General features: G+C 62.0%; 19 protein-coding genes. 7 read left to right on the forward strand and 12 right to left on the reverse strand.

Translation table 11 applies throughout. From position 1 onward, the window contains the following. Nucleotides 1–22: 22 nt before the first annotated feature. Nucleotides 23–1,516 (forward strand): aspartate kinase, encoded by a 1,494-nt coding sequence (locus NTH_RS08195; RefSeq protein ID WP_338529559.1) that lies wholly within the window; start codon nucleotides 23–25, stop codon nucleotides 1,514–1,516. Between the two features lie 38 nt (nucleotides 1,517–1,554). Here NTH_RS08195 and NTH_RS08200 read toward each other — a convergent pair whose 3' ends face one another. The 3 genes from NTH_RS08200 to NTH_RS08210 all read right to left on the reverse strand — a co-directional run bounded on the left by NTH_RS08200 (nucleotide 1,555) and on the right by NTH_RS08210 (nucleotide 4,540). Beyond that, a complete protein-coding gene (locus tag NTH_RS08200; protein ID WP_338529560.1) occupies nucleotides 1,555–2,154 on the reverse strand; it encodes an alpha/beta hydrolase in 600 nt (199 codons plus the stop codon). Further along, nucleotides 2,151–3,089, reverse strand: a complete 939-nt coding sequence (locus tag NTH_RS08205; RefSeq protein WP_338529561.1) for a ring-cleaving dioxygenase — start codon at nucleotides 3,087–3,089, stop codon at nucleotides 2,151–2,153. Before NTH_RS08205 ends, NTH_RS08200 begins: the two co-directional genes overlap by 4 nt. 263 nt (nucleotides 3,090–3,352) lie before the next feature. Then, nucleotides 3,353–4,540 carry a PRC-barrel domain-containing protein gene (locus NTH_RS08210; protein WP_338529562.1) on the reverse strand — a complete coding sequence of 396 codons (1,188 nt, stop codon included), beginning with the start codon at nucleotides 4,538–4,540 and terminating at the stop codon, nucleotides 3,353–3,355. A 227-nt stretch (nucleotides 4,541–4,767) separates the two neighbouring features. Here NTH_RS08210 and NTH_RS08215 point away from each other — a divergent pair, with 227 nt between their 5' ends. Further along, nucleotides 4,768–5,667: a diacylglycerol/lipid kinase family protein gene (locus tag NTH_RS08215; protein WP_338529563.1), complete on the forward strand. Its 900-nt coding sequence runs from the start codon at nucleotides 4,768–4,770 to the stop codon at nucleotides 5,665–5,667. A 75-nt stretch (nucleotides 5,668–5,742) separates the two neighbouring features. On the opposite strand, the gene NTH_RS08220 is transcribed toward NTH_RS08215, so the two are convergent. The 3 genes from NTH_RS08220 to NTH_RS08230 form a co-directional block, all read right to left on the reverse strand. Continuing rightward, nucleotides 5,743–5,961 carry a hypothetical protein gene (locus tag NTH_RS08220; protein ID WP_338529564.1) on the reverse strand — a complete coding sequence of 73 codons (219 nt, stop codon included), beginning with the start codon at nucleotides 5,959–5,961 and terminating at the stop codon, nucleotides 5,743–5,745. Between the two features lie 15 nt (nucleotides 5,962–5,976). After that, the gene (locus tag NTH_RS08225; protein ID WP_338529565.1) at nucleotides 5,977–6,420 is read right to left on the reverse strand and encodes a hypothetical protein; all 444 of its coding nucleotides are present in this window, start codon (nucleotides 6,418–6,420) and stop codon (nucleotides 5,977–5,979) included. A 98-nt stretch (nucleotides 6,421–6,518) separates the two neighbouring features. Beyond that, nucleotides 6,519–6,818 carry a DUF883 family protein gene (locus NTH_RS08230; protein ID WP_338529566.1) on the reverse strand — a complete coding sequence of 100 codons (300 nt, stop codon included), beginning with the start codon at nucleotides 6,816–6,818 and terminating at the stop codon, nucleotides 6,519–6,521. 126 nt (nucleotides 6,819–6,944) lie between these two features. On the opposite strand from NTH_RS08230, the gene NTH_RS08235 reads away from it, so the two are divergent. After that, nucleotides 6,945–8,057 carry an AI-2E family transporter gene (locus NTH_RS08235; RefSeq protein WP_338529567.1) on the forward strand — a complete coding sequence of 371 codons (1,113 nt, stop codon included), beginning with the start codon at nucleotides 6,945–6,947 and terminating at the stop codon, nucleotides 8,055–8,057. On the opposite strand, the gene NTH_RS08240 is transcribed toward NTH_RS08235, so the two are convergent. Next, the gene (locus NTH_RS08240) at nucleotides 8,052–8,807 is read right to left on the reverse strand and encodes a Crp/Fnr family transcriptional regulator (protein WP_338529568.1); all 756 of its coding nucleotides are present in this window, start codon (nucleotides 8,805–8,807) and stop codon (nucleotides 8,052–8,054) included. The two genes, NTH_RS08235 and NTH_RS08240, sit on opposite strands and share 6 nt — an antisense overlap. Nucleotides 8,808–8,939: 132 nt before the next feature. Here NTH_RS08240 and NTH_RS08245 point away from each other — a divergent pair, with 132 nt between their 5' ends. Further along, nucleotides 8,940–9,332, forward strand: coding sequence for a response regulator (locus NTH_RS08245; protein ID WP_338529569.1), 393 nt, complete (start codon nucleotides 8,940–8,942; stop codon nucleotides 9,330–9,332). Here the strand turns inward: NTH_RS08245 and NTH_RS08250 are convergent. Both NTH_RS08250 and NTH_RS08255 read right to left on the reverse strand, forming a co-directional pair. Beyond that, the gene (locus tag NTH_RS08250) at nucleotides 9,315–9,866 is read right to left on the reverse strand and encodes a sigma-70 family RNA polymerase sigma factor (RefSeq protein ID WP_338529570.1); all 552 of its coding nucleotides are present in this window, start codon (nucleotides 9,864–9,866) and stop codon (nucleotides 9,315–9,317) included. The two genes, NTH_RS08245 and NTH_RS08250, sit on opposite strands and share 18 nt — an antisense overlap. Before the next feature lie 3 nt (nucleotides 9,867–9,869). Further along, entirely contained in the window at nucleotides 9,870–10,076 is a 207-nt protein-coding gene (locus NTH_RS08255; RefSeq protein WP_338529571.1) for a NepR family anti-sigma factor, read from the reverse strand. A gap of 200 nt (nucleotides 10,077–10,276) precedes the next feature. Between NTH_RS08255 and NTH_RS08260 the strand changes: the two genes are divergently transcribed. The 3 genes from NTH_RS08260 to NTH_RS08270 all read left to right on the forward strand — a co-directional run bounded on the left by NTH_RS08260 (nucleotide 10,277) and on the right by NTH_RS08270 (nucleotide 11,669). After that, entirely contained in the window at nucleotides 10,277–11,074 is a 798-nt protein-coding gene (locus tag NTH_RS08260; protein WP_338529572.1) for a response regulator, read from the forward strand. A gap of 205 nt (nucleotides 11,075–11,279) precedes the next feature. Beyond that, nucleotides 11,280–11,447, forward strand: coding sequence for a DUF1328 domain-containing protein (locus NTH_RS08265; protein ID WP_338529573.1), 168 nt, complete (start codon nucleotides 11,280–11,282; stop codon nucleotides 11,445–11,447). Between the two features lie 48 nt (nucleotides 11,448–11,495). After that, nucleotides 11,496–11,669 carry a hypothetical protein gene (locus NTH_RS08270; protein ID WP_338529574.1) on the forward strand — a complete coding sequence of 58 codons (174 nt, stop codon included), beginning with the start codon at nucleotides 11,496–11,498 and terminating at the stop codon, nucleotides 11,667–11,669. Nucleotides 11,670–11,743: 74 nt separating this feature from the next. Here the strand turns inward: NTH_RS08270 and NTH_RS08275 are convergent, their stop codons facing one another. The 3 genes from NTH_RS08275 to xylF form a co-directional block, all read right to left on the reverse strand. Beyond that, the gene (locus tag NTH_RS08275) at nucleotides 11,744–12,535 is read right to left on the reverse strand and encodes an ATP-binding cassette domain-containing protein (RefSeq protein ID WP_338529575.1); all 792 of its coding nucleotides are present in this window, start codon (nucleotides 12,533–12,535) and stop codon (nucleotides 11,744–11,746) included. 45 nt (nucleotides 12,536–12,580) lie between these two features. Further along, entirely contained in the window at nucleotides 12,581–13,894 is a 1,314-nt protein-coding gene (locus NTH_RS08280) for a sugar ABC transporter permease (protein WP_338529576.1), read from the reverse strand. 107 nt (nucleotides 13,895–14,001) lie between these two features. Next, nucleotides 14,002–15,045 carry a D-xylose ABC transporter substrate-binding protein gene (gene xylF, locus NTH_RS08285; RefSeq protein ID WP_338529577.1) on the reverse strand — a complete coding sequence of 348 codons (1,044 nt, stop codon included), beginning with the start codon at nucleotides 15,043–15,045 and terminating at the stop codon, nucleotides 14,002–14,004. Nucleotides 15,046–15,188 lie beyond the last annotated feature (143 nt).

Consider the following 15,188-nt stretch of genomic DNA (forward strand, 5'->3'; position numbering starts at 1 on the left):
CCAGGAAGGCAACGATCATCAAATGACACGACGACCGGAAGACAAGCGCGCCGCGAAGGAACGCGGCGCGGCCGAGAACGCTCAAACCGGCCATACGGTGGAGAAAATCGGCGGAACGTCGATGAGCCGCGCACGCGAGCTTCTCGACACAATTCTCGTGGGCGATCGCAGTGGCGACGCCCTCTACCGCCGCGTCTTCGTGGTCTCCGCCTTCAGCGGCATCACCGACAAGCTCTTGGAGCACAAGAAATCCGGCGAGCCGGGCGTCTACGCCCTGTTCGCCCATGCCGATAACGAGCACGGCTGGATGGATGCCTTGTCCGATGTCAGTCGCGCCATGCGGGAAATCAACGCCGGGATGTTCGAGGAAGCCGCCGACCGCCATGCGGCCGACGATTTCGTGCGGGAGCGGGTCGAAGGCGCACGCGGCTGCCTCATCGATCTGCAGCGCCTTTGCTCCTACGGCCATTTCCAGCTTGGTGAGCACATGCAGACCATCCGCGAAATGCTATCCGCGCTGGGAGAGGCGCATTCGGCCAACAACCTTGCCATTCTGCTTCGCCGCGAAGCCGTCAATGCCCGCTTCGTGGACCTGACTGGCTGGCGCGATGAGACCCAGCCGGATCTCGACGAGCGGATCCATCGCGCCTTGGATGAAGTCGATCTGGAGCGCGAGTTGCCCATCGTCACGGGCTACGCCCAATGCCGCGAAGGCCTGATGCGTGAGTTCGACCGCGGCTATTCGGAAGTCACCTTCGCCACCATCGCCGCGCTGACCGGCGCGCGCGAGGCGATCATTCACAAGGAGTTCCACCTTTCGAGCGCCGATCCGCGCCTGGTGGGAACCGACAATGTGCGCAAGATCGGGCGCACCAACTACGACGTCGCCGACCAGCTCTCCAATATGGGTATGGAGGCGATCCACCCTAAAGCCGCCAAGAAGCTGCGCCAGGCCGGCGTGCCGCTGCGCGTCGCCAACGCCTTCGAGCCCCATGACCCCGGCACGCTGATCGATGCCGAACCTGCGGGAGAGCCCGGCGTGGAGATGGTGACCGGCCTGCCCGTGACCAGCCTTGAGCTGTTCGAGCAGGACATGGTCGGCGTGAAGGGCTACGACGCCTCGATCCTGGAAGTGCTGACGCGCCACCGCGTGCGCATCGTTTCGAAATCGTCCAACGCCAACTCGATCGTCCATCACGTGGAAGCGCCACTGAAGGCGATCCGCCGGGTCGAGCGCGACCTGGCCGAGCGCTATCCCTCCGCCCGCATCACCGCGCGGCGGGCCGGGATGGTGTCGATCATCGGGCGTGACCTGAAGGGGCTGGGGGTCATGCTCAAGGGCTTGAAGGCGCTTGAGGCGGCCGGGATAGAGCCCATTTCCGCTCAAGAGACGGGCCGCGGCGTCGACGTTCAGTTCGTCGTGCGCAGCGAGGACCGCGAGGAAGCCGTCAAGACGCTGCATCGCAGCTTTATCGAGACAGCGGAAAAGACCGCAGGCCTCAAGGAAGCTGCTTGACGCCCGGCCGCAAGAAGGATGGCGAAGCGTTCCCGACCCTAGCCCAGGAACCGCTTCGCCGCCTCTATCTCGCTGGGCCGCACCTCGTGGCCGCCTTCGTGCCATTCCACTTCCAGCACGGCGCCGGCGCCTTCGAGATAGCTTACGAGCCGGTGCGTCAGCCGGGCTGGGCAGATGGGATCCGTCCTGCCCGCCGTCAGCAGGAGGCGCGTTCCGACAGGCCCCGCGATCTGCGGTTCGAACGGGATGAGCGGATGCATGAGAACCGCCGCGTCAAACAGTGCCGGCTCCTGGAATATGACCGAAGCCAGGATGTTGGCGCCGTTGGAATAGCCTAGCCCGTAGATGCCCTCCGGCCGCTGCTGCTCCGCATGAGCCTTGATGAATCTGGCCATCTTGACCGTGGCGCGGGCAAGGTCGTCCATGTCGTAGACGCCCTCGCCCGTGCGTTTGAAGAAGCGTGCGGCGCCGTGTTCGCTTATGTCGCCGCACGGCGATACGATACCGGCACCCGGCATGACGTCCTCGGCAAGATCGAGAAGCTGGCGCTCGTCTCCGCCCGTGCCATGGAACAGGAACAGCAGCGGCTTGCCCTGCCCCGCCGGCTCAAGGATGTGCTCATACGCGTCGGTGCTCATTCGCTGCTCCCGATTGGCGGCAGGTGGCTTTCCAGATATGGCCGCAGGTGCTGATGCTGCTTCGGCAGCTTGAGGGCCTCGCCCAGATGTTCGATGTCCTCGTCGCGGGCGAAACCAGGTTCATTCGTGGCGATCTCGAACAGCACGCCGCCCGGTGCTCGGAAGTAGACCGACAGGAAATAGTCGCGGTCGATGACGGGTGTAAGGCTGAAGCCCTCGCTCATCAGCGCCTTGCGAACGGCAAGCTGCGCAGGCTGGGTGGGGACGGCAAAGGCGATGTGGTGCACAGACCCGCTGCCCTGACGCGCCGGCGGCGCATTCGGATCGGTGATGAGATCGATGAAATTGGCCCCGTTGCCGCCCTTGCGCTCCATGCGCTCGATACCGTCTTCCGCACCCAGGGCCGAATAACCCATCATCTCCAGCAGTGTACGCGTGCCGCCGCTGTCGTGAAGGACCAGGCTCGCCGAGTGGAAGCCGCGGATGGCCGCCGTTGCGGGAATATCGTGGCTGGGCCAGGGTTTCCGCTGGTCACCCGCTGTCTCGACCAGGGCAAACCCGTCGCCATCCTCACCCTGGAACGCGAGCCGGTTTTCGCCAAAGCGCTGAAGCCGCTCTATGCCGGCCAGCTTGTTGCTTGCAAAACGTTCTTCCCAGAAGTCGAGACTGCCTTCAGGCACGGAGAAAACCGTCGTGCCGACCTCGCCCGCGCCGCGCGTGCCGCGAATGATGTTGGGAAAGGGAAAATAGGTCATCACAGTGCCCGGCTGGCCGATCCCGTTCGCATAATAGAGATGGTAGATGTCGGGCGCATCGAAATTGACAGTTTTCTTGACTCGCCTGAGGCCCAGCGTCCCGGTGAAGAACGCGTCTGTCCGGCGCGCGTCCCGCGCCATCGAGGTGATGTGGTGAATGCCTTCGATCTTGTCGAGCATGTCATGCTCCCCGTAACGTTTGCGGCTAAGTGCAGCCACCCGAGATCCGCAGGTCCCGATGGACACCGACGCCTCTGGTGAAGCCTGTACGTCGTACCGGTTTCCTTCCGCTCCTACATGGCGCAGCGCCGCCCCAGGAGGAAGACATCTGTTCCGAACGCACTGTATCGCCGGTGTAGACAGTGGCACAGCCGCCTGGCTGGACGCAAAGACAACCCCGCGGCCTTGCAACCGCGGGGTTGATCCGTCCAGATGCCGGGACGCTACTCGACTCTCAGCAGCATCTCGTCGCGCTGCTCTGCGTAGGCCGCCTCGTCATAGGCCGGCTGCGCTTCGAGCTGCTCCTGAGTGAGTTCGGTGTAGAGGAACAGGTCGCCGCCTTCGTCGGTCGTAAAGACCAGCTTCTCCATGCTGATGGCGACTTCCTTCTCGCCAAGCCCGAGGAAACCGCCCACATCGACGATGATGGCCTCGACTTCGCCTTCCGGCGTCAGCACCACGTCGCCAATCTCGCCGACGTGCTCGTCATTGGCCCCATAGACGGCAGTGCCCATCAGGTTGTCCGCGCGAAGCTGATCCGGGCTGGCTTCCTGCTGGCCCTGGCGGTCGACCGCAGCGGTCTGCGTTTCGTCCGCCTCGGCTGCCTGCTGGTCCTCGGCGGCGGCCATGTCGCCAGCCTGTTCCTGATCTTCGGCCGGTGCCGCGGCAGTCTGATCGGCGGGGCGATCCTCGGTGCCATCGGCTGGCTGCTCGGTCACCACAACCTCGGTTTCGGCATCGGTTTGATCGTCCGCCGGGGCCGCAGCGGTCTGGTCCTCAGCGCCGTCGGCCGGCTGTTCGGTCGCCGCCACCTCGGCATCGGTACCGGTTTGGTCATCCGCCGGGGCCGCAGCGGTCTGGTCCTCAGCGCCGTCGGCCGGCTGCTCGACAACCGCCACCTCACCGTCGGCCTCGCCCTCAGCATCGGGCTGGGGAGCGCTGGCCAAATCGTCGGCTGTCGCCGGCCGGGTCTCGGCAACGTCAGCGTCGGCAGGCATCGGGCGATAGGCCGAACGCTCGAATTCCGGCTGGGCCTTCAGCGCATCGGCAGTGGTTTCAACCACCAACCACCGATCGCCATCCCGCTCAGCCCACTCGACCAGATCATATTCGAGAGCGACTTCCTTTTGGCCGATGCCAAGAAAACCGCCCACACCGACGACGATCGCCTGGACGTCGCCTTCCTTGCTGAGAACAAGGTCGTTCACTTCGCCAATGTTCTCGGCCTCATCGCCAGTCCCGTTGTAGACCGACTTGCCGATTATGTTTGAGGCAAGATTGCCTTCGGCGCGGATCGTCATTTCGGTCGGCTGTTGCGTGGCGGCGGGGTCGGCCGGTGTCGTAGTCTGAGCGACCGCGCCAGTCGCTACCAGCGTCGCGATCGCGGTAGTCGCCAATAGATTGCGGATCATGATATGCTCTCCATGTGCAGTGTTTCTGTACGGGCCGCGCTTCCGACCGAACCTGCCAAGCTAGGATCGGACGCGCGGCCATCACCTCGCTACAACGTCGAGTCTCACAAACGGTTCCGACATCAGGATCCGCGGTCCTGCTAGCGCTGGATCTGCGGTTCTCGATGCGATGGAACCTAGGCGGCGCGCCGGCAATTCCTCAACGCTCAGATGTTCGGAGCGACCGCATGAAGATTATGGCTGTGCTCAACCGCAACGGCGGAACTCTGGCAACGATGGATATCGATGCCTTCTCCGCTTCGATTGCAGAACGTTTCGGGAAAGCAGGCCACGAAATCGACGTGCAGGTCGTGCCCGGAGAGCAGATCTCCGATGCCCTCCACAAGGCGGCAGGCGAGTCCGGCACCGACGCGGTGCTGGTCGGGGGTGGTGACGGGACAGTCTCGCTGGCGGCAAGCGTATTGGTCAGGAGCGGCAAGGTCCTTGCTATCCTTCCTGCCGGCACCATGAACCTTTTTGCCCGCAGCCTCCAGATTCCCCTGGACCTCGACGAAGCGGTCGAGGCGCTGGCGCAAGGCACCATACGTCAGGTCGACCTGCCGACCGCCAATGGCGAGCCATTCGTCCATCAACTGTCCATTGGCATGCACCCACAGCTCATCCACCTACGCTCGCGGCTGAGCTTCAGGGGCCGCCTTGGCAAAACCTTCGCGTCGGCCCGGGCGGCGCTGACGACGTTCCTGCGGCCGCATCATTTGCGTGTCCGGATCGAGATGGGTGACGAAGAAATACTGGTGACGACGTCGGGTATAGCGGTGACAAACAACCTCTACGGGGAGGGCCACCTGCCCTATACGGACACTCCCGACAACGGGTTGCTCGGTCTCTACCTGACGCGTACGCGGCGACGCTGGGACCTGGTCGTCTTCTTCGCAAATATGGCTATAGGCCGATGGCGGCGAAACGAACAGGTGGATATCCATCAGACGCGGGAAGCGCGCATCTTCATTCTCGATCCGCACCCGCGCCACAAGCTCGCCATGGATGGAGAGTTGCATCCCCTCCCCGACCAGATTCATCTGCGCCAGCACCCGAAGGCACTATCGGTTCTCGTCCCGGTGGCATGACTAGCCTCGCGGCGGCGGCAGCGTACCGTAGAATGGCGTTCTTGCTGCCGCGCCGCATCGCTCCTGGTTTCCGCCCTACAGCTCCTCATCCGCCTCGACCTGCCCGCTGCGCTCTATCGGTATTTCCGTGGAGCTGGGCATCTCGACCGGCTGCTGCTCGTCCAATGCCACTCCATAGATTTCCACGGCCCACCAGCCGATCATGAGCAAGATCAGAGCCACGACGAGCACCAAAAGGACGGGCAGCCCCTTTCTGCCTTGCCGGGCTTTCCGCGGAGGGATTTTATCAGGCACGGCTAAACTCCTTCATCAATCGTCGTGGTCATCGTCGGGATTCTGCATGGCGCGATAGGCTGCAAAGCCTGCGAGCCCTGCCAAGGCGACCAGCGCTACGCTCATGCCGCCCTTCCGGCTGATTAGTACCGGAAGCATCGCCATCGCGGATGCTCCCGCCATCGCGCTGCGGTCGGCCGCCAGCCGCCGCCGTTGAGCCCGTCGCTGCATCGCTGCCACGATCTTGAAAACAATAATGATTGCGATAGCCAGAAGGACGAAGCCCACGCCGAAATACAGCGCGGCGACGGTCGGTCCCACCTGCTCTGCAGTAACCAAAAATCCTGCATAGACTAGGAAGACCGCTCCCGCCAGCGCGGCCAGCGCGGCCGCTCCGTAGCCGATCACGGCGGTCTTGACCCGCCGCTTTAAAAACCCGATCTCGCCGCTGGCTAGAAGTGCCAAGAATCTCGCTAGCATATCCCCTTCTCGCTATTGCTTTTTGCAACAGACGATCTTGCCGCCGCTGCATAATGGTAGAGCAAATATGGAATGTCGCGCGCGCCGCGCCGGCCACGCTAGCGGCGCATGATCATGGCCAGCAGGAACCCCGCCCCGGCAGCCAGCGCCACGGCCGTAAGCGGCTTCTCCCGAACGCTCTCGACCAGTTCGCTTTCAAGATCCTGGGCGCTGCCCTTCAGTTGGTCGACGCTTTCCTTCGCCGCGCGCTGGGCCCGGGAAACGGATCTGTTGCCCGTCTGCTTGAGATGCTGCGTCAACTGCGTGATGTCTTCTCGCAACTGCCGGATATCGGCCTCAAGATCGGGTTCTTTAGCCTGCACATCCGCCTTGGTGCTCTTCGTCCCGGTGGTTGGCATGTTCTCTCCTTTCGTTGCTTGCGAATCCTCAACGCATAGTTGGGCAAGGGGTTCCCGAACACGAAGCAGGAATGGGAACCATTCAACGCACCCGCCGTTGAAGCTGCGTCGGCGGTGGAAGAGATCATGAGCAAGCAAGCCACGAAGAGGCCGCCGGTCGTCCGGCTGCCTCCAAAGTCCAATCTCGAATACACATTGTCGCGGGGCGCCCAGATCAGCGCTATTTTCCTGGGTTTTCTGGGATGCCTCTTTGTCCTCCAGGCGGGCCGGTTCCTGCTGGTTCCGGTGAGCCTTGCCGTCATCGTCGGATTGATGCTTGGTCCGGTTTCCACGCGCCTTGAATATCGCGGCATGCCGCCGGCCCTTTCGGCTGTCGTAGCCGTCCTCGTCTTCCTGCTCGTCATCACCGGCCTTGCTACGGCGGTGGCCGCTCCCTTGACCACCTGGGCAGACCGGGTGCCGCAAATCTGGAGCAAGCTGCAGCTGCAACTGATCAGCCTGCGCGAGCCGCTGGCGACGATCGAGGGCTTTCGCGAGGAAATCCGGTCGGTCACAGGGGAATCGAACGTGACCGTTTCGGTGGATGGTGGCTCGCCTGTCGAAAATGTCGCCTATCTAGCGCCAACCCTGCTCGCTCAGATGCTCATCTTCCTGGCCAGCCTCTATTTCTTCATCGCCACGCGGCACCAGATCCGCAACGCCGTTCTGACCGTTTGCTACGATAGGCGGCTGCGGTGGCGGGTCGCCCATATCTTCCGTGACGTCGAAAGCCAGGTGTCGAGCTACCTGCTGGCCATAGCGCTGATCAACACCGGGCTCGCCCTCGCGGTAAGCTTGGCCCTGTGGCTGGTGGGCGTCCCTTCGCCCCTGCTCTGGGGGGTGCTCGCGGGCATCCTGAATTTCGTCATCTACGTCGGCCCAATGATCATGGCGGTCATACTGCTCGGTGTCGGGCTGGCGAGCTTCGACAGCTTCTCCGGGAGTCTGCTCCCGCCATTGATCTACCTTTCCGTCAACGCGATGGAAGCGCAGTTCGTGACGCCGATGGTGATCGGCAAACGCATGACGCTTAATCCCTTCATCGTGTTCCTCGCCATCGCCTTCTGGCTCTGGATCTGGGGTCCGGTGGGCGGCTTCATAGCCGTTCCAGCTCTGCTGATCATGTTTGCGATCTTCCGCAACATCTTTCCGGGTATCCACTGGAACCTCCCACCCGAGGGACCGCGCAACTTATCATAGGAAGGGTCGCTTGGCAGGTATCGCGTCATCCCATTGCGCCAGGCGGCGAAGCCTCTCCAGATCGAGAATCCTGCAGCCACCGTCACTCCATGTCAGCAGTTTCCGCTCCGCCAGCTTACGGATCATCTTGTTCGTGTGGACGAGCGAGAGGCCGAGGGTGTCGGCCACATGCTGTTGGGTTAACGTGATGTCGACCACATTGCGGCCGGTCAGGCCGCAGGCGACGGAGCGGCTCCACAAGAAGACGACGAGATAGGCGATCTTCTCCTGAGCGGTGCGCCGTCCTACGGTCAGAAGGTTCTCATCGAGCATGCACTCCTCGCGCGAGGCGATCCAGGTCACGTCGTAGGCCAGTTCCGGGCTCCTCGTGAAAAGCCCGAAAAGCTCGGCGCGTTCGAAGACGCACAAAGTCATCGGCGACAGGGCTTCCACCGAGTGTTGCATCTCGCCCATCAGGCTGCCCTGCAACCCGATCATGTCTCCGGGCATCGCGTAATTGACGATCTGGCGGCGGCCGTCGCGCATCATCTTGTAGCGGAATGCCCACCCGGAAAGCACCGTATAAAGATGCGGCGTGTGGGCGCCCTCCTGGAGGATGGCAGCTCCCTTGTCGATGGTGAGTTCGCCGCGTTTGAACCTCCTCATGAACGCCAGCTCGTCCTCGCTGAAGTCCCGGAATTCCTGCCGTTTGCGCAATGGACAGGCATCGCAGGAAACCTGCTGGCGAGGCCGGTGGTTAGTCGCGTCCAAGAGCGCTCTCCCCCATTATAGCGGACTCTCGCGAGCAAGTACGCGCTATGTCATTTTTAAATGACACTACTCCGGATTGGTGGAACATGTACACGCGCAACGTTGATATCATCTTCATTTCGGGGATCTCGTTTGAAGCAGAAATTGTTGGACGGCCTGCAGATCATGCTGGTCGAGGAAGAAGCCCTTATTGCCATGGATATGGAGCAGCTTTGCTACGACAATGGTGCCGCCCGCGTCGTGACATTCGGCACTCTCTCTAGTGCCGCCGCACATGCGGCCACGGCATCTGTCGACGCCGCCATTCTCGACATCAGGCTGCAGGGACAATGGGCCACCGAGCTCGGCCATACACTCGCCGCCCGCCAAGTCCCCTTCATCTTCGCGACGAGCTATACGGACGCCGAACCGATCTTCACCGAGTTCCCGGGGGCGATTATCGTCCCCAAGCCGTATTCAGACACGGAGCTCATGCAGGCTCTTGTGCAAGCGACGAGAACGGTCCGCTCACGCGAGAGCAGCTGAGTTGGTGACTTGTGTGCTGATGGCATCCGGTCCGAAGTCAGCCTCGCCCTCGATGGACAGTATTTCCTGAAGGCGGCTCCTGGCGCGGCTGACGCGGCTCTTGATGGTTCCTACGGCACAGCCGCAGATCTCGGCAGCTTCCTCATAGGAAAAGCCGGAGGCTCCGATAAGGATGATCGCCTCGCGCTGATCTTCCGGGAGAAGAGCGAGCGCCTTGCGGAAATCGGCAAGATCCGCCGAACCCTCCTGACCCGGATGGACCGACAGGCGGGCAGTGATGCTGCCGTCGGAATCTTCGACTTCGCGCTTGCGCTTGCGCATCTGCGAGTAGAATTCGTTGCGAAGTATTGTGAAAAGCCACGCCTTCAGATTCGTTCCCGGCTGGAAACTGGCCTGCTTGTCCCAGGCCTTTACAAGCGTCTCCTGGACGAGGTCGTCGGCCCGGTCCGCGTTCTTCGACAGCGAAACGGCGAATGCCCGCAACGTGGGGACGGCTTCCAGCAGCCCCTCTCGAAAACCTTTTGCCGCCGCCATTAACTAGTCCTTCTCAGTCGGCGAGGACGACTCTTCGCGTTCTTCGAGTTGACTGAGCAGACTGGTGAAGCGGTCCGGAACCTCTTCCGAGACGATATCGTCATAATACTGCTTCAGCTTGCGCGCGATCTCGCTGTTCGTGCCGAGCGGATCCCGCCCGTCACCCCGCCTCCGCGCACTCCGGATGGTTTCGAACTTCTTGTGTTCCATGTTCTTATCTTTGCCCGCGTTAGACCCCAATTGCATCACCAATTTCTTGCCCTTTACCTGCTGCTGGCAGGTGCCAATTCAGTGTGCAACGGCTGTCGTATAAAAAAGGTTCCAACAGCCGGGAACCTTTTTTGCCAAGGGACGTTGCCCGAGCATTGTATTGGATCCAACTTCAATTGACTGACGGAGACTGAAAAAGCATGAGCTTGTCAGCGAGGATTGCCCCCCACCTTCCATATCTGCGCCGCTTCTCCCGCGCAGTTTCAGGTACCCAGTCCAGCGGTGATGCGCTGGTGGCGGCAACGTTGGAAGCGTTGATAGCGGATACATCGATCTTTCCCAAAGCATCAAATGACCGCATCGCCCTTTTCAAACTGTTCACAAAGCTGTTCGGGACGTTCGACATCCGCGTGCCGGAGACCTCGCCCACGACCGCGTGGGAGAAGCGCGCCATCACCAATCTTTCCACGCTCGCCCCGCTTCCCCGCCAGGCGTTCCTCCTCGTCGCCGTCGAGGGCTTTGATCCCTCGGAGGCGGCCGAGATACTGGACATGGAGGAAGACAAGGTGAACGCCCTGCTGCAGGACGCGAGCGCCGAAATTTCCCGCCAGGTCGCAACGGACATCATGATCATTGAGGACGAGCCCCTGATCGCCATGGACATTGAGGAGATGGTCGAGAGCCTCGGGCACAGGGTCGTGGGCACCGCGCGCACCCATCAGGAGGCAACGGCGATGTTCCACAAGACCAACCCGCGAATGGTGCTGGCCGACATACAGCTTGCCGACGGCAGCTCCGGCATCGACGCCGTCAACGAGATACTGGCGTCCACACCTGTGCCGGTGATCTTCATCACGGCCTTCCCCGAACGTCTGCTGACGGGCGAACGGCCCGAGCCGGCCTTTCTCGTCACCAAGCCGTTCAACCCGGACATGGTCAAGGCGCTCATCAGCCAGGCGCTCTTCTTCGACAGTCAGGCGCGCGTTTCAGCGGCCTGACGACACTCTTGGCCCACCGTCCTTGAAAGCCGCCTGCCAAGGCGGCTTTTTTGCGGGGAACCATATGATGGCGACCGGCGTTTTCCGAGGAGTTCAAACCCAAGGCAATTCCAGCAAAGCGGGAACCTCCGGCAGAATTGCATGAAACAAACCAGTAGGTCCCTCCGCCTTTCGGTGAAGTGGGAGTGATCCAGGGAGACGCATTATGCTTTATTGGGCACTTGTATTCTTGGTGGTCGCACTGATCGCCGGCGCGCTCGGCTTTGGTGGTATTGCCGGTGCATCGGCAGGCATCGCGCAGATCCTTTTCTATATATTCCTCGTTCTGCTCGTCATCTCGCTGGTCCTCGGCCTCTTCAGACGGGCGCGATAGGATCGGCACATCGAACCGTACGGGCGTGCGACACGCAAGGGAGCAGAGATGAACGAAATGTTGAGGAATGCCGAAGACGCAGCGCGTCTTGCGATGGTCAATGTCGAAGAGAGGGATCCATTGCCACCCGGCCCCAACTACGGCCCGTTCGGCTATTTCCGGTTGGCACTTTTGATCTTGGCGGCCGTCGTGGCGGTGCTCCTGATCATCAATATCGTTTAGAACCCATCTGGCAGCATCCCGAAAAGGAACTTGGCAAAGGGCCGGCTCATTGGTGCCGGCCCTTTGCTTTCCGTTCAAGCCGCTGCGGCCGTCTGAAGGGCGCCAGGTCCGGGCACTGCTCCGGGCGGGCATTTGCCCAGGATGATCATCCCCAGCACCTCGTCTTCGGTCACATCCTTGGTGCTGGCGGTACCGACCACTTGGCCGTTTTTCATGACCACGACCCTGTCGGCGAGATCGAAGACGTCGTGGATGTCGTGGCTGATCAGGAAGATGCCTATGCCGTCCTGCTTGAGTTGGCGCACCAGGTCGGAGACCTGGGCAGTTTCCTGGGGACCGAGCGCGGCGGTCGGCTCGTCCATGATGAGAATGCGAGCATCGAAATAGATGGCGCGGGCGATGGCCACGGACTGACGCTGCCCGCCTGATAGCCGGCTTACCGGCTCCTTGAACCGCTGAAAGCGCGGGTTGAGCCGCCCCATGACCTTGCGCGTTTCCGATTCCATGGCAACGTCATCAAGCGTACCCCACCGCGTCATCAGTTCGCGGCCAAGGAAAAGATTTGCCGCCGCATCCACATTGTCGGCCAGCGCAAGCGTCTGATAGATCGTCTCGATGCCGTATTTCTTGGCATCGCGCGGGTTGGTGATCTGTGCTTCCTCGCCTTTGATGAAGATAGTTCCCGCATCGCGCTTGTAGGCGCCCGACAGAATCTTGATCAGCGTGGACTTGCCCGCGCCATTGTGCCCCACGAGCGCCACAACCTCGCCTTCGCGCAGATCCACCGTGGCGTCCTCGACGGCATGGATGCCGCCAAAGGCGATCGAGATGTTCTTCATCTCGACGAGCGGTGCCTTGTTTTCCATTGTCTCCTCCTAGAGCGTTTCGCCGGGACGCACGATCTGGCGCCGCTACTGCATGCGCTTGCGGTAGATCGTGTCCAGCCAGACGGCCAAAACCAGGACCAGCCCCACGACGATATTCTGCAGCGGCGTGTCGACGCCCAGCAGGATCATTCCGGTAGCCAGGGACTGCATCAGCACGGCGCCTATCATCGCGCCCGCGATCGTGCCGACACCGCCGCCCAAGGACGTGCCGCCGATGACCGCCGCGGCGATCACCAGAAGCTCGTCCAGCGTGCCCAGCGCATTCGTCGCCGCGTTAAGCCGGGCGGTCGAAATGGCCGAGGCGATGGCCACCAGGACGCCCATCAGAATGAATATCTTCATCACTACCCAGCGGGTATTGATGCCGGCCAGCTCCGCCGCCTCAGGGTTTCCACCGATGGCGAAGACATAACGTCCGAAGCGGGTGCGCAGGGCGATGAAGGACATGACGACGCCGACGCCGATGGCGATCAGCACCGGAATGGCGATACCGTGGGCGATGAAAAGCCCGCCCTCGGGAATGGTGATGTTGTGCGCCTCCGCATATCGGCGAACGATGCCGCTCGGCCACGGATAGGAATTGACGACCCAGACGAAGCCAAGGATGAAGGTACAGCCGACCGCGCCGAGAAAGGCTTCGGCCCAGAGCGGCCGCAGCGGGAAGTTGAACTTGCGCCGCTGACGGCGTCCGGCGAAGAGCATCGAGATCACGGCCGCGCAGGCGATCAGGCCGACGATCCAGCTCCAGGTGGAGCCGATCGCGCCCTGCGGACCGCCGCCGATGAGGCGGAAGGTGGAATCCATCGGCGCCACCGTCCGCCCGCTCGTCACCCACCAGGCAGCACCACGCCACACGAGCAGCCCGCCCAGCGTGACGATGAAGGCAGGCACGCCCATGAAGGCGATGATATAGCCCTGCAGGGCGCCGATCACCGCGCCGACGAGAATGCCCATGCCGAGCGCCAAAACCCAGGTGGCGGGATGCCCGAAGCCAAGGAGGTCAGGCAGGAACTCGGTTTGCGTGACACCCATCACCATGCCGACAAATCCCAGCAGCGAGCCCACCGAAAGATCGATATTGCGCGTCACGATCACCAGCACCATCCCGGTCGACATGACGGCGATCGATGCCGACTGAACGGACAGGTTCCAAAGATTGCGGGGCGTCAGAAACAGGCCGTCCGACAGGAAATGGAACCCGAGCCAGATGATGCCGAGCGCTCCCAGCATCCCCAGCATGCGCGTGTCGAGTTCGGTGGCCTTCAGGAAGCGCTGCGCAGCACCGCTGGACGATGCGGACGCACCCTGTCCTTGTACCCCAGACGTAGCCTCCGCCATCTCATCCTCCCCTTCCGCCGCCAGGCGCCTGCCATGCGGCTGTTCTTGCTTTCAAAAAAACGCCGCGGTCCATCCGGCCGCGGCGTCTCAACCTGTTGCTCGGCTGATTAGCCGCAGACGTCTACCTTACCAGCTTCGACGCCCTGACACACAACGTCCTTGGTTACCCAGCCCGCGTCGATGACGACGTCGAGATTGTCGCGAGTGATCGGCACAGGCTTCAGGAAGATGGCGTTCATCTCCACGCCCTGCGGGCCGTCGGACCACTTAACCGCGCCCTCGACATCCGCCATCGCGGTGCCCTCGGCCAGCGCATTGGCGATCTCCGCCGCCGCCTTGCCTAGTTCGCGCGCATCCTTCCACACCGACACGGTCTGCGTGCCCAGCGCGATGCGGTTGAGCGCAGCATGGTCGCCGTCCTGGCCGGAGACCGGGACGGAACCGGCCAGACCCTGCGCTTCAAGTGCGGCCACGACGCCGCCGGCCGTGCCATCGTTGGAGGCGACGACCGCGTCCACCTCATTGTTGTTGGCGGTCAGGATCTGCTCCATGTTCTTCTGGGCGTTGGCCGGCAGCCAGCCATCCGTATAAGCCTCGCCGACATTGGTGATATCGCCGGACTCGATGTGGGGCTTGAGCACCTCCATCTGGCCCTCGAACAGGAAATCGGCATTCGGATCGGCCGAGGAGCCCTTGATGAAGGCGTAGTTGCCCGTCGGCTGCACCTCGTAGACGGCTCGCGCCTGCATACGTCCGACTTCCTTGTTGTCGAAGGTGAGATAGAAGGCGTCGGGATTCTCGATCAGACGATCGTAACCGACGACCGGAATGCCTTCATTGACAGCCTTTTCAACCGCCGGGCCGATGGCGGAGGAGTCCTGCGCCAGGATGATGAGCGCGTCGGCACCCTGCGCAATCAGCGCTTCGACATCAGTGAGCTGCTTGGAAGCCGAAGACTGGGCGTCGGCGGATACATAGGTATTGCCGTCAGCCTCGATCTGAGCCTTGATGGCAGCCTCATCAGTCTTCCAGCGCTCTTCCTGAAAATTCGACCAGGAAACGCCGATGGTCTTGCCTTCTGCAAGGGCTGCCGTCGAAAGCGACAGTGACAGCGTGAGACCCGCCAGCACGGCGGTGACAGTCTTCTTCATGATTTTCCTCCCGGCGCCGAACGGCGCGACAATATTGGCTTTCACCAGGAAGCTCATTTTTTCGAGCCTCGAAAAAAAGAATGACTCACGTTTCTTGTCGTGTCAATATGGCTTTGGTGGCGGGATTGGACATCGCTTGCTGC

It is taken from the genome of Nitratireductor thuwali (assembly GCF_036621415.1).
Classification (GTDB): Bacteria; Pseudomonadota; Alphaproteobacteria; order Rhizobiales; family Rhizobiaceae; genus Chelativorans; species Chelativorans thuwali.

Coding starts and splice junctions, on each gene's coding strand:
- NTH_RS08195 (WP_338529559.1), top strand. CDS start 23: ATGACACGACGACCGGAAGACAAGCGCGCCGCGAAGGAACGCGGCGCG.
- NTH_RS08200 (WP_338529560.1), bottom strand. CDS start 2,154: ATGAGCACCGACGCGTATGAGCACATCCTTGAGCCGGCGGGGCAGGGC.
- NTH_RS08205 (WP_338529561.1), bottom strand. CDS start 3,089: ATGCTCGACAAGATCGAAGGCATTCACCACATCACCTCGATGGCGCGG.
- NTH_RS08210 (WP_338529562.1), bottom strand. CDS start 4,540: ATGATCCGCAATCTATTGGCGACTACCGCGATCGCGACGCTGGTAGCG.
- NTH_RS08215 (WP_338529563.1), top strand. CDS start 4,768: ATGAAGATTATGGCTGTGCTCAACCGCAACGGCGGAACTCTGGCAACG.
- NTH_RS08225 (WP_338529565.1), bottom strand. CDS start 6,420: ATGCTAGCGAGATTCTTGGCACTTCTAGCCAGCGGCGAGATCGGGTTT.
- NTH_RS08230 (WP_338529566.1), bottom strand. CDS start 6,818: ATGCCAACCACCGGGACGAAGAGCACCAAGGCGGATGTGCAGGCTAAA.
- NTH_RS08235 (WP_338529567.1), top strand. CDS start 6,945: ATGAGCAAGCAAGCCACGAAGAGGCCGCCGGTCGTCCGGCTGCCTCCA.
- NTH_RS08250 (WP_338529570.1), bottom strand. CDS start 9,866: ATGGCGGCGGCAAAAGGTTTTCGAGAGGGGCTGCTGGAAGCCGTCCCC.
- NTH_RS08255 (WP_338529571.1), bottom strand. CDS start 10,076: ATGGAACACAAGAAGTTCGAAACCATCCGGAGTGCGCGGAGGCGGGGT.
- NTH_RS08260 (WP_338529572.1), top strand. CDS start 10,277: ATGAGCTTGTCAGCGAGGATTGCCCCCCACCTTCCATATCTGCGCCGC.
- NTH_RS08265 (WP_338529573.1), top strand. CDS start 11,280: ATGCTTTATTGGGCACTTGTATTCTTGGTGGTCGCACTGATCGCCGGC.
- NTH_RS08270 (WP_338529574.1), top strand. CDS start 11,496: ATGAACGAAATGTTGAGGAATGCCGAAGACGCAGCGCGTCTTGCGATG.
- NTH_RS08275 (WP_338529575.1), bottom strand. CDS start 12,535: ATGGAAAACAAGGCACCGCTCGTCGAGATGAAGAACATCTCGATCGCC.
- NTH_RS08280 (WP_338529576.1), bottom strand. CDS start 13,894: ATGGCGGAGGCTACGTCTGGGGTACAAGGACAGGGTGCGTCCGCATCG.
- xylF (WP_338529577.1), bottom strand. CDS start 15,045: ATGAAGAAGACTGTCACCGCCGTGCTGGCGGGTCTCACGCTGTCACTG.